The sequence below is a fragment of the Sphingomonas sp. genome, assembly GCA_019635535.1.
In the GTDB taxonomy this organism is placed as follows: Bacteria; Pseudomonadota; Alphaproteobacteria; order Sphingomonadales; family Sphingomonadaceae; genus Allosphingosinicella.
The window spans coordinates 853,624-865,292 of sequence record JAHBZH010000001.1 but is presented as its reverse complement, the minus strand read 5'-3'; the positions used below and the strand labels follow the sequence as shown (position 1 = coordinate 865,292).

The window sequence follows — 11,669 nt, the reverse complement described above, 5'->3', positions numbered from 1 at the left end:
GGGTCGGCGCGCATCAGGATTCGTCAGGGTGCGGGAACCGGACGCACCGGCACGTTCACGTTACACAGATCGACGCCGCCGGCCGGCGCCTGGAAGAAGGCGCCGCCGCGATTGGCACGTCCGGTCACGTAGCGGGAAAAGGCCTCCGTATCGGTGCGCATCGCCTGGTAGCGTGGCCGCTCCCCCGCCGGCATGTCGGCGGCGAGGCGGAGGCGGGCGATCGGCACCGGCGTCTCGCCGGCCTCGGCCTGGTAGAAACCGAGCGCCCCGGTGCCGCGCGGGCGGGCGGAAAGATGGCCGATGCCGTCGATCACCCGCCCGATCGTGGCGATATTGCGGTCGAGATGGCGTGGGCCATGGCCGATCACGGCATAAAGCTCGCCGCCCGTGCCGGTGTCCGGTGCCAGATCGCGCCCGACGCCGACCGATGCGTAGCAATGGGCGAGCCAGGCCATGCCGCTCTCCGGGTCCCAGCCGACCGGCCAGCCATCGGTATGTCCGGCGAGCGGTGCATAGCTGTCCGGATAGCCGAGCGGACGGAGCCCGAGCCCGGCGAGCGGGCGCTCATATTCGGCCGGCGGGCGGCGGACCACGCCTTCGGGCAGCGCCACCTCCGCATCGCCATTGCCCCATTGGGCGACATAATTATCCTGCACCCGATAGACGGTCGCGCCGTTCCACCAGCCGGCGCGGGCGAAATGGCGGACATTGGCGACATGGACCGGCGCGAATTCGGGTGCGAGTTCGATCACCACCTGGCCGCCGTCCGCCAGCTCCATGACGAGCAGATTGTCCGGCGCGATCTCCCTCCAGTCGGATAGAGCCGAATTGGCGACGATCTCCGACGGCTCGATCGCGCCGGATACTGGCGCGGGACGCCACTCGCCGGACTGGGCGGCGGCGGAAGCGGCCAGAGAAACGAGTACGGCGAGCGCGAAGAATTGCATATCGATGTCCCTTTCGGTTCAGCGGGGTTGGTCAACAAGCCGGATATGCTCGGCCGTCACTTCCCATACGCGTTGGGGTTCGGCGGTGCTGACATAAATTGGAAGCCCGATCCAGATCGAGAGAAAAACATGGATCTCAGTCGGCACTGGATCGAGCAAATGGGTGATTAACAAGGCCACCGGCCTCCCTCCTTCCCCGTCGGTGCCGTCACTCACGTTTATGCAACTGTTGGTGAAGGCGCGCTGCGACACGATCTCGCCGTTCGCAGAAACGGTGGCGCGGCTATGCCCGCCGAATGGATAGACACCGCTCTGGGCCTGCGGAGTCAGCACATAAATATCCAGCGGATCGTCCGAAACGTCGGGCGGGATGATGGCGAGATTGAGCCCCGAAGATGCGCAAGCCCGCAACTCCATCCGCCCGACCGCCCCACGGGCATCGGCGAGCCGGTGCTGAATGACCGTTAATGGGGGACGGGCGCCTGCGGGAAAGACTTCCGCCGATACGACTCGCCTGTTCTCGACCCGTCCATGATAAAGCGCGACGCGGGCTTCGCCTTCGCCGATATAATAAATGACGCGGTAGCCGTCGTCTTCGCGCTCCACCGTCCAGCCGCGCACGCCGGCGCGATTCAGGTCGCCGACCCGCGCGGTGAGATCGTCGGTCGTGACCCAGGCGGCGCGATCGATCTCGAACAAGAGGCGGCCGCGTTCAAGCGTCCAGGCGATACGCGCGGACTCTTCATCGGATTGGGCAAAAGCAGGCGTCCATGCCGCCGCGACGAGCCAGACCAATAATGCCGCTATACGCATTCGCCCTCCTCTTTGCCGAAAGGATCGACTGAATGGGCGCCATGATCAAGTCCAGCCCATGCAACCTTCACAGGTCATGGGCGCGTCACGCGATCCGTGATAATTTCGGCGCACCGATCGTCCCGACTCGCGGTGCGGCTCCGAGACGGGTGCGGCGGCATCCTCGCACGGGAGATACCGACATGGCGACGATCACCACCCGCGACGGCACCGAGATTTTCTACAAGGACCAGGGCTCGGGTCGCCCGATCCTCTTCTCCCACGGCTGGCCGCTGACCGGCGACGCCTGGGACAACCAGATGCTGTTCTTCGGCGAGAAGGGCTATCGCGTGATCGCGCATGACCGGCGCAGCCATGGCCGATCCTCCCAGACCTGGGACGGCAATCATATGGACCAATATGCCGACGACCTGGCCGAGCTCATCGAGATGCTCGACCTCACCGACCTCGTCCTGGTCGGCCATTCGACCGGCGGCGGCGAAGTGACACACTATATCGGTCGCCACGGCACGGCGCGGATCGCCGGTCTGGTGTTGGTCGGCGCCGTGCCGCCGCTCATGGTGAAGACCGACGCCAATCCGGGCGGCCTGCCGATCGACGTGTTCGATGGCATCCGTAAGGGTACGCGTGACAATCGGGCGCAATTCTTCAAGGACCTCACCCTCCCCTTCTACGGTTTCAACCGCGACGGGGCGGAGGTTTCGGAAGGGCTGCGCGAGAGTTTCTGGCTGCAGGGCATGATGGGCGGCCTGAAAGGTCAATATGACTGCATCCATGAATTTTCCGAGGTCGATTACAGCGGCGACCTGAGGAAAGTGGACGTCCCCACCCTCTTCCTGCACGGCACCGACGATCAGATCGTGCCGATCGACGCGGCGGCGCGCACTGCCGTCAAGCTCGTGCCCGGCGCGACGCTGAAGGAATGGCCGGGCGGCAATCATGGCTATCCGCAGACTCATCCGGACGCATTCAATGCCGATCTGCTCGCTTTCCTCGAAACGCTGTCGCTGCCGACCGGAACGGAAAGCCTGATCGTCACGCCCGCATCCTAATGAGCGAGGAAACCGCGCCCAGCGACGATCCGGCGCGCACCACGATCGCGACGCGCGGCGCGCAGATGTTCCCGACGCTGACGGAGGCGGAGGTTTCCCGCCTTCGCCGGTTCGGGATGCCGCGCACTTATGCGGAGGGCGAGGCGGTGACGCGGGCCGGCGAGAGCGGCCACGGCATCGCCATCGTCCTCTCCGGCGCGGTCGAAATCTGGCAGTGCGACGAGACCGGCCGTGAAATCCCGATCGTTACCCACCTGCCGGGCGGCTTCATGGGCGAGCTGGCGCAATTGTCCGGCCGCGCCTCGCTGGTCGATGCCGAGGCGGTGCGCGAGACCGAGCTGCTGCTCATCCCGCCCGACAAGCTGCGCGCCGTGTTCACCGCCGAGGCCGATCTCGGCGAGCGGATCATGCGCGCGCTGATCCTGCGGCGGGTGAATCTGATCGAGAGCGGGGCGGGACCGATCATCGTCGGACCGGCCGAACATGGCGATGTGCTCAGGCTCGAAAATTTCCTGCGGCGCAATGGCCATCCACATCAGAGCCTGGACCCCGCCGAGGACGAGGCGGCCGACACGCTGATCGCGCGCTTCCGGGTCGAGCCGGAGGAGCTGCCGATCGTGCTCTGCCCGGGCGGGCAAATCTTGCGCAATCCGACCGAAAATGCCTTGGCGCGCTGCATCGGCATGGTCGAGGCGATCGACCCCGACAAGCTCTACGACGTCGCGGTGGTCGGGGCCGGACCCGCCGGGCTGGCGACCGCCGTCTATGCGGCCTCGGAAGGGCTATCCGTGCTGGTGCTCGATTGCCGGGCGTTCGGCGGCCAGGCGGGGGCGTCCGCCCGGATCGAGAATTATCTCGGCTTCCCGACCGGCATTTCCGGCATGGCGCTGACCGGCCGCGCCTTCAGCCAGGCCCAGAAGTTCGGCGTCGAGATGGCGATACCGGACGAGGCGGTGCGGATGGAGTGCGGCAACGATCCGCTGCACCTGCTGCTGGCCAATGGCGAGCGGGTGCAGGCGCGCGCGGCGGTGATCGCGACCGGCGCGCGCTACCGCCGGCTCGACGTGCGCGATCTCGACGCATTCGAGGGGACGTCGGTCCATTATTGGGCCTCGCCGCTGGAAGCGCGGCTCTGCGACAGGCAGAATGTGGCGCTGGTCGGCGGCGGCAATTCGGCCGGGCAGGCGGTCGTCTTCCTCGCCGGGCAGGCCGGCCATGTGACCCTGCTCACCCGGCGGCCGCTGGAAGAAACCATGTCCGCTTATCTGGTCGAGCGGATCGCGGGCCTCGACAATGTCGAGGTCGTGACCGGCACGGAGATTTGCGCGCTGGAAGGGGCGGACGGCGCGCTCTCGGCGATACGCTGGTGCCGGCGCGGATCGCAAGAGGAAGCGCGGCGCGCGGTGCGGCAGCTCTTCCTGTTCATCGGCGCCGAGCCCAATACCGACTGGCTGGCGCAATCCGGCCTGGCTCGCGATGCGCACGGCTTCGTGCTGACGGGCGCCGAGGCGGGCGAGGACCGTCTCCCGCTGGAGACCAGCCGGCGCGGCATCTTCGCGGTCGGCGACGTGCGATCGGGCTCGGTCAAGCGCGTGGCGGCCGCGGTGGGCGACGGCGCTCAGGTCGTCGCGGCGATCCACCGCTACTTGGCCGATCTTCCCCCGCCCGCCTTGACGCCGGCCGCGCCGGCGCGGGAAATGGCCGAATGACGCATCTCGCCATTACCGGCATCGCCGGCAGCCTGCGGGTCGCCTCCTACAATCGCGCCTTGCTCCACGCGGCCGCCGAGCTGGCGCCTGACAATATGCGGATCGAGATTTTCGATCTCGCCGACGTGCCGCTCTACAATGGCGATGTCGAGGCGGCGGGCGATCCGCCTGGCGTCGCGGCGATGAAGGAAGCGATCGCGCGCGCCGACGGCGTCCTCTTCGCGACGCCCGAATATAATCACGGCGTGGCGGGCGTGATGAAGAATGCGGTCGACTGGGCCTCGCGCCCGCCACGCGGCGCCGTGCTGGGCGGCAAGCCGGTCGGGCTGATCGGCGCCTCTCCCAGCATGACCGGCACGGCACGCGGCCAGAGCCAGCTCCGCCAGGCCTTCGAGTTCACCGACAGCTTCTGCATGCCGCAGCCCGAATTGCTGGTCTATCGGGCGCATGAGAAGTTCGCCGAGAACGGCGCGCTGACCGACGCGGCGACCCGCACCTATCTCGGGAAATATCTGGCGGCCTTCGCGTTGTGGGTGGAGCGGTTTCGGGGCGGATGAACCATCCGAGGAGAACGATCATGGGCATCGACGCTGTGAAGGAAGGCATGGAAGTGATCGGCGCGGACGGCGTGCATGTCGGCACGGTCGACCGGATCGATGGCAACCGGATCAAGCTGACCAAGAAGGACAGCGGCCAGGGCAGCCACGAAGGCCACCATCATTACCTGTCCGAAGGCCTCATCGCCGGGGTCGAAGGCGACACGGTTCGCCTGTCCGCGAACGGCGACGTCGCTGTCCTGTTCGAGGAAGAGAAGGCCGGCTGAACCGGGACGGCCGGCGATCAGCCGGCCGCGCTCCGCGACGCGGTGTCCGGCGCCCCGGTGCTCCAGCCGGGAACGGTGACGGCGGCCCAGGCCATAGCGGCATCGAAATGGCGGCCATGGGCATATTCGATCGCGTGGTTCACGCCGTCCTGCCCTTCGGCCGAGAAGCTGTGGCCGGCGAGCTTTGCGTCGCGATCCGCGTTGCGCGCGATACTCTCGGCGATCTCGTTGCCGGTGAGGCCGAGATCGAGCGCATGGCTGACGGCTTGCGCCGTCTCCAAGGGCGCCGAGACGATCCGTTCGTAGCTGATCACATGCTCCGGCCCCCAGCCGCCCGCCGCCATCGCCGCGTGGAAGGCGCGCAGCTGAAGATGCAGAGCGACGAGCGTCATCGCGGCGGCCTGATCGAGCGGATCGGGCAGGTCGCGGACCGCCGCGGCGAGCAAAGCCGTGTCCGCCGGTAGAGCGGCGGCGAAATGCCTGGCGGCGAGCATCGTATAAGCGACACGATCGCGATTGCCCCGGAACACGGCGCGCAGGAAGGTGCGCGGGGCGATGCCGATGAACAGCGGCCGGACATCCGCGACGCACAGCGCGGGCAGCAGATTGTTGACCCAGTTGGTGTGCTTCACGATCACCCGCTCGCTCCGCCGCCAGCGCGGGCGCAGGCTCGCCCGCGCGAAATCGGCGAGGCGCGGCACTCTTTGATCCCGGCGGCGCGCGTGTTTCGCCTGCCAGTCGGCGAGGCCGACCAGCCCGTGCGGCTCGCGGAGCGCCAACACCCGACCGGGTCGTTCCAGCATCCTGGTCAGCAAGGTGGAGCCGCAGAAGGAGACATGGAAGATGAAGCGATCCGGCTCGGTCGGCGCGGAGAGCTTAAGGGCGAGCGCTTCCTTGACCGACAGGACAACAGGCTCGCCGACCGCGATCTCCATGCGCCCGTCAAGGAAATTGGCGCGCTCCAGCACATGACGGGCGACCGGAAGGAAGACGATCCGATCGGCCCCGATGTCCATTTCGTGGAGCAGCCAGGCTGGCTTGGCGACCAGATCGGCGATACGCGGCACGTGCAGTCAACCCTCCGGACTTCCTCGCCGCCGATGCGGCGGACCCCGCCAACACGGCGCGCATCGTTCGACGAAGCGCCGATTCACCTCGCCGCGCGCACCTTCCCCCATCGGATCCGCGTGGCAACGACCGGCGTTGCACAAATGACGGAGAGGAGCGCGCGCCGGTGCGCACTCCTCCGCCATCGGTCACCAGATACGGACGCGCTGCTCCGGCGGCAGATAAAGCCGGTCGCCGGGCTGGACATTGAACGCCCTGTACCAGGCATCGACATTGCGAACGACGCCGTTGACCCGGAACTCGGCCGGGCTGTGCGGATCGGTGAGCACCCGCTCGCGCAGCGTGCCTTCGCGATATTGGCTGCGCCAGACCTGCGCCCAGGACAGGAAGAAGCGCTGATCGCCGGTCAGTCCGCCGATCACCGGCGGTTCGCCATGCTGGGCGACATGGCGGCGATAGGCGGCATAGGCCATTTCGACGCCGCCGAGATCGCCGATATTCTCACCCATCGTCAGCGCACCGTTGACGTTGAGGCCCGGCAGCGGCTCATAGGCGTCATATTGCGCGCCGAGCCGCGCCGTGCGCTCGCCGAACCGCTCGCCCGCCGTCGCCGTCCACCAATCGCGGATGCGGCCCTGCGCGTCGAAGCGGCGCCCCTGATCGTCGAAGCCGTGGCCGATCTCGTGACCGATCACCGCGCCGATCGCGCCGTAATTCACCGCCGGGTCGGCATTGGGATCGAAGAAAGGCGGCTGCAGGATGCCGGCCGGGAAGGTGATCTGGTTCATCAGCGGATTGTAGGAGGCGTTGATCGTCTGCGGGTTCATGTTCCACAGGCCGCGGTCGACCGGCCCGCCCAGCCGCGAGACCTGCAGGTTCCAGTTGAACTCGCCGGCGCGCATCACATTGCCGATGAGATCGCTGCGCTCGATCCGGATCGGCGTGTAATCGATGAAGCGTTCCGGATGGCCGATGCGCGGCTCGAACGTGTCGAGTTTGGCCAGCGCCTGAGCGCGGGTGGCATCGTCCATCCAGTCGAGCCGCTCCAGCCGCTCGCGAAACGCGGCGCGCAGATTGTCGATGAGCTCGGTCATCTGGCGGCGGCTCTCGGCCGGGAAGTGGCGACGGACATAGATTTCGCCGACAGCCTCGCCGATCGTACCGTTGAGCAGGTTCAGGCCGCGCTTCCACCGGTCGCGCTGCTCTTCGACGCCGCGCAGGGTCCGGGAATAGAAGTTGAAATTCGCTGCGTCGAACGCGCGCGGCAGATAAGCCGCATATGTGTTGAGGAAATGGAAGGTCGTCCATGCCTTCCACGTGTCGAGGGGCACGTCGTCGAGCATCGTACCGATCGCGGCGATCGCCGTCGTCTGCGCGGCGACCACGCTGGGCACGTCACCAAGGCCGAGCCGCGCCATCGTCGCCGGCCAATCGAATTGCGGGGCGAGCTCGGTAAGCTGTTCCCGGTCCATCGGATTGTAGATGGAACGGATGTCCCGGCTGCGCTCCGGCGTCCAGTGCGCCTCCGCGATCCGCCGCTCCAGCGCGACGATGGCATCGGCCTTCGCCTCCGCCCGGGCATCGCCGGAAAGGCGCAAAATGGTCGCGACATAATCGCGATAGGCGGCACGGTAGCGATCGAACTGCTCGCCTTCGCGCAGATAATAATCGCGATTGGGCATGCCGAGTCCGGCCTGACCGGCGAAGGCGGTGTAGCGCGTGGGATTGGCGGGATCCGGGATGATGCCGATCCCGATCGGTGCCGGATAGCCCTGCGTCGCGAATATCTCCAGCAGGCCGGCGCGATCGCGCACGGCGGCGATGCGGTCCAGCCACGGGCGCGCGCCTTCGAGACCGCGCCGCTCCAGCGCCGCCTCGTCCATCCAGCTCGCATAGAAATCGCCGACCCGCTGGCCGACCGGATCGGTCCCGGCGCTTTCGACGATCGCGCGCAGCTGCTGCTCGATCTGTTCGTCGAGCACGGTCCACAAGCTGTAGGAGGTGCGATCGGCCGGGATCGGCGTGTTGGCGAGCCAGGTCCGGTTGGCATGCGCGAAGAAGTCGTCGCCCGGGCGAACGGACAGATCGCGCGCCGCGAGATCAAGGCCGAAATCGCCATAATGCGCCCTGGCCTTGGCCTTGCCCTGCGCCGCAACTGCGGCGTCATGGACGAACAGGGCCGGCGCGGCGACGACAAGAGCCGTGGCAGCCAGCAGCGCCAAACGTGATGTCTTCATTGTAAAAATCTCCCGCACGGCCGGCATGCGCCGACCGCCCCAAATAGCGTCCCCGCGCGCATGCCTTCCGCGCCGGACAGCGCTTGGCAAGACCTTTTCGGCGGATGCGCCTGATCGTTCTTGCGAACTTTCGCCGGTCAGCGCCCGGACGGCGCATCGCGGACCTCGGCGATGCGATCGCCGGTGACCAGGAAGATGCGCTGCGGCTCGCCCGCCACGACCAGCAGCGGCCGCCCGATCCATTGCGACAGGAAGACGTGGACCTCGGTCGGCAGGGGATCGAGCAGATGGGTGAAGGCGATCGGCCGGGGCTGCTGCCCCTCCGGCACGGGCGGCGCTTCCAGATCGACGCAACTGTTGGTGAAGCCGCGTTCGTCGGAAACCGTGCCGTCGGCCGCGATCGTGGAGCGGAAATGACCGCCAAGCGGGAAATGGCCGCGCCGGGTCGCCGGGCTGATCTGATAGACGTCCACCGGCGCGCTCGCCGATTCCGGCGGAATGACGAAGACGTTGAACGCCTGCCCGCCACAGGTCTGATGATCGAGCGCGTCCGTGGCGTCTCGCGCCCGGGCCATGCGCGCCTCGATCGGATTGAGCGCCGGGCGATCGGCCCCGGTGAAGATCTCGCGCGAGACGACGCGCGGGCCCATGATGTTGGCACGGTAGACCGCGACGGGATCGCCGCCCTCTCCGCCATGCGCATAGAAGATGACCTGGGTGGCATTGCCCTCCGGCTCGGCGATCCAGCCGGCGATGCCCGCCCCTTCCGGATCGGACACGCGGCTCAGCATGTCCTGGGTGGCGATGATGCCGGCGCGCGCGATGGCGGCGAGCTGCTGCCCGCGCCGGACGGCAGCGACAAGCTGGGTGGCCTGTTCCCGGGTCAGTGGCGGCGGCGGCTCGGACGGCGTCTGGAGAGCCGCGGACGCTGCCTCGGCCTCGGCGGGAGGAACCGCAGGCGTCGCCTCGGTATCGGGCTCCGGCTCGGCCTCCTGCGGCACCGCGTCGTCCAGATCGCGCAGCGTATCGGCCAGATCGGACAGGCCGGCCGGAGACGGCGCATCGGACTGTCCCGCCTCTTGCGCCATCAGGGGCGGGACGGCGATCGCGGCGATGACGACAGGCAACCAGAAAGACAGACGCATGGACAAATCCTCGCATGGAGCCGCGCGGGGATGCACCCGCGCGCGGCGCCGATCAAGCGGCCGTGGGGCCGGCCGCCGCTACAGAGCGATCGCGACCGTCTTGAGTTCCGTATAGGCATCGATCCCGGAGCGCCCGCTCTCGCGGCCGAGGCCGGACTGCTTGTAGCCGCCGAAGGGCAGCGTCACGTCGGCGGCCGAGGCGCAATTGCCCCAGACCATGCCCGCCTTCAGCTTCGCGGCGAGCCGGTGCATGGCGGAGACGTCGCGGGTCCAGATCGTCGCGGCCAGGCCGTAGGGCGTGTCGTTCGCCGCCTTCGCGACCTCGTCGAGATCGTCGTAGCGGGTGGCGGCGAGGACGGGGCCGAATATCTCCTCGCGGACGATCTTCATCTCCGGCTTCACGTCCACCATGATCGTCGGGCTCACATAATAGCCGTCACCTGCCGGGGCATCGCCGCCGAACAGGACGGAGGCGCCCTCCTTCCGGCCGGAATCGATGTAGGACAGGACGCGCTCATGCTGCTCGGTCGAGACGAGCGGACCCATCCGGGTGGCGGGATCGAGGCTGGGTCCGACCTTCAGCCTGGCCGCGCCGGCGGCGATCGCCTCGATCAGCGGGTCGAAGACATCGCGGTGGGCGAAGAGGCGCGAGCCGGCGATGCAGACCTGGCCGGAATTGGAGAAGATGGCGGTCGCAGCGCCCTTGGCGGTCGCGCCCACGTCCACGTCGGGCAGGACGATAACCGGGGACTTGCCGCCCAGCTCCAGCGTCACGCGCTTCAGCGTGTCGGTCGCGTTGCGGTTGATGAGCTTGCCCACCTCGGTCGAGCCGGTGAAGGCGACCTTGTCGACATCCGGATGACGGACCATCCGGTCGCCGGCTGTGTGGCCGTTGCCGGTGACGATGTTGAGCACGCCGGCCGGGATGCCGGCCTCCGCGATAAGATCGCCCAGCTTCAGCGCGGTGAGCGGGGTCTGCTCGGCGGGCTTCAGCACGATCGTGCAGCCGGCGGCGAGCGCGGGCGCGATCTTCTGCACCGCCATCATCAGCGGGAAATTCCACGGCACGATCTGCGCGCACACCCCGACCGGTTCGCGCCGGACATAAGCGTGGAAGGCGCCGGACGGCATCGCGGCGGGATCGACCTGCTCGCCCGAAATGCGGGTCGCCCAGCCGGCGACATAGCGCAGGGTGCGCACGCAGGTGGGGAGATCGTAGCCGAGGCTCGCGCCTTTCGGCTTGCCGTTGTCGATCGATTCCAGCTCGGCGAAGGCCTCCATCTCGGCTTCCAGAAGATCGGCGAGCTTTTCGATGATCCGCTGGCGCCGATAGGGCGGCAGGCCGGACCAGCGGCCGTCGTCGAATGCCATGCGGGCGGCGGCGACGGCGCGGTCCACATCGGCATCGGAGGCGTCGGCGACCCGGGCGATCTCCCTGCCGGTCGAGGGATCGAAGACGGCGATGGTCTCGCCATGCGTCGAATCCACCCACTCGCCGCCGATGAACAGGCGGGGCGCGCGAGCAAGGAAGGCCTGGGCCGCGTCGCTGTAGGCGGGCTGGGCGGCGATGCGGGTCATCTCGTTCATGCGGGTCCTCTCGGGCCTCCGAAAGGGAGGCGTCGCGGACAGTATAAGGGCTCGCCGCGCGGATTCCCAACACCGGTCCGCCCTCTGCTAAGTTTACAAAGTTGACAGGGTGGGGGGTGTTTTGGCGGGGTCGCCGGAGGGGGAGCCGCGGTGCGAAAATTCAGCATCATCGCCCATATGCGCGATGGTGTGCCGCGAGATTTTTTCGCGGCGAGACGGACGGTTCAAAGAGCCGGCGAAGCGGGGAGTAGAAACCCCGATTCGGGGCGAGCGTGACAGAGGATTTCC

The 11,669-nt window shown here is 67.8% G+C and carries 10 protein-coding genes; 4 read left to right on the top strand and 6 right to left on the bottom strand.

All coding sequences use genetic code 11. The annotated features are described in order from the left end of the window. Positions 1 to 23: 23 nt before the first annotated feature. Together KF780_04420 and KF780_04415 are read right to left on the bottom strand one after the other, a co-directional pair. Positions 24 to 947, bottom strand: a complete 924-nt coding sequence (locus KF780_04420; protein ID MBX3561041.1) for a peptidylprolyl isomerase — start codon at positions 945 to 947, stop codon at positions 24 to 26. A gap of 18 nt (positions 948 to 965) precedes the next feature. Continuing rightward, a complete protein-coding gene (locus KF780_04415; protein ID MBX3561040.1) occupies positions 966 to 1,760 on the bottom strand; it encodes a hypothetical protein in 795 nt (264 codons plus the stop codon). A 182-nt stretch (positions 1,761 to 1,942) separates the two neighbouring features. Between KF780_04415 and KF780_04410 the strand changes: the two genes are divergently transcribed. Genes KF780_04410 through KF780_04395 form a run of 4 tightly spaced genes read left to right on the top strand, consistent with a single transcriptional unit; the run spans position 1,943 to position 5,344 of the window. Continuing rightward, complete coding sequence (locus tag KF780_04410) at positions 1,943 to 2,812, top strand: alpha/beta hydrolase (GenBank protein ID MBX3561039.1); 870 nt, start codon at positions 1,943 to 1,945, stop codon at positions 2,810 to 2,812. Further along, a complete protein-coding gene (locus KF780_04405) occupies positions 2,812 to 4,521 on the top strand; it encodes an FAD-dependent oxidoreductase (GenBank protein MBX3561038.1) in 1,710 nt (569 codons plus the stop codon). The genes KF780_04410 and KF780_04405 overlap by 1 nt, the downstream gene beginning before the upstream one ends. Beyond that, the gene (locus tag KF780_04400; GenBank protein MBX3561037.1) at positions 4,518 to 5,078 is read left to right on the top strand and encodes an NAD(P)H-dependent oxidoreductase; all 561 of its coding nucleotides are present in this window, start codon (positions 4,518 to 4,520) and stop codon (positions 5,076 to 5,078) included. Before KF780_04405 ends, KF780_04400 begins: the two co-directional genes overlap by 4 nt. Then, entirely contained in the window at positions 5,075 to 5,344 is a 270-nt protein-coding gene (locus KF780_04395; protein ID MBX3561036.1) for a DUF2171 domain-containing protein, read from the top strand. The genes KF780_04400 and KF780_04395 overlap by 4 nt, the downstream gene beginning before the upstream one ends. 17 nt (positions 5,345 to 5,361) lie before the next feature. On the opposite strand, the gene KF780_04390 is transcribed toward KF780_04395, so the two are convergent. From KF780_04390 to KF780_04375, 4 genes are all read right to left on the bottom strand, one after another. Then, positions 5,362 to 6,411 (bottom strand): hypothetical protein, encoded by a 1,050-nt coding sequence (locus tag KF780_04390; GenBank protein ID MBX3561035.1) that lies wholly within the window; start codon positions 6,409 to 6,411, stop codon positions 5,362 to 5,364. 189 nt (positions 6,412 to 6,600) lie between these two features. Next, the gene (locus tag KF780_04385) at positions 6,601 to 8,649 is read right to left on the bottom strand and encodes a M13 family metallopeptidase (GenBank protein MBX3561034.1); all 2,049 of its coding nucleotides are present in this window, start codon (positions 8,647 to 8,649) and stop codon (positions 6,601 to 6,603) included. Between the two features lie 137 nt (positions 8,650 to 8,786). Further along, on the bottom strand, positions 8,787 to 9,794 hold the full coding sequence (locus tag KF780_04380) for a hypothetical protein (protein MBX3561033.1): 1,008 nt from the start codon (positions 9,792 to 9,794) through the stop codon (positions 8,787 to 8,789). 78 nt (positions 9,795 to 9,872) lie between these two features. Next, positions 9,873 to 11,372 carry an aldehyde dehydrogenase family protein gene (locus tag KF780_04375; GenBank protein MBX3561032.1) on the bottom strand — a complete coding sequence of 500 codons (1,500 nt, stop codon included), beginning with the start codon at positions 11,370 to 11,372 and terminating at the stop codon, positions 9,873 to 9,875. Positions 11,373 to 11,669: the final 297 nt, after the last annotated feature.

Bases quoted from the DNA above. Each gene is read 5' to 3' on its own strand.
- KF780_04400 (MBX3561037.1), top strand. From the start codon at position 4,518: ATGACGCATCTCGCCATTACCGGCATCGCCGGCAGCCTGCGGGTCGCC.
- KF780_04405 (MBX3561038.1), top strand. From the start codon at position 2,812: ATGAGCGAGGAAACCGCGCCCAGCGACGATCCGGCGCGCACCACGATC.
- KF780_04395 (MBX3561036.1), top strand. From the start codon at position 5,075: ATGAACCATCCGAGGAGAACGATCATGGGCATCGACGCTGTGAAGGAA.
- KF780_04385 (MBX3561034.1), bottom strand. From the start codon at position 8,649: ATGAAGACATCACGTTTGGCGCTGCTGGCTGCCACGGCTCTTGTCGTC.
- KF780_04375 (MBX3561032.1), bottom strand. From the start codon at position 11,372: ATGACCCGCATCGCCGCCCAGCCCGCCTACAGCGACGCGGCCCAGGCC.
- KF780_04410 (MBX3561039.1), top strand. From the start codon at position 1,943: ATGGCGACGATCACCACCCGCGACGGCACCGAGATTTTCTACAAGGAC.
- KF780_04415 (MBX3561040.1), bottom strand. From the start codon at position 1,760: ATGCGTATAGCGGCATTATTGGTCTGGCTCGTCGCGGCGGCATGGACG.
- KF780_04380 (MBX3561033.1), bottom strand. From the start codon at position 9,794: ATGCGTCTGTCTTTCTGGTTGCCTGTCGTCATCGCCGCGATCGCCGTC.
- KF780_04420 (MBX3561041.1), bottom strand. From the start codon at position 947: ATGCAATTCTTCGCGCTCGCCGTACTCGTTTCTCTGGCCGCTTCCGCC.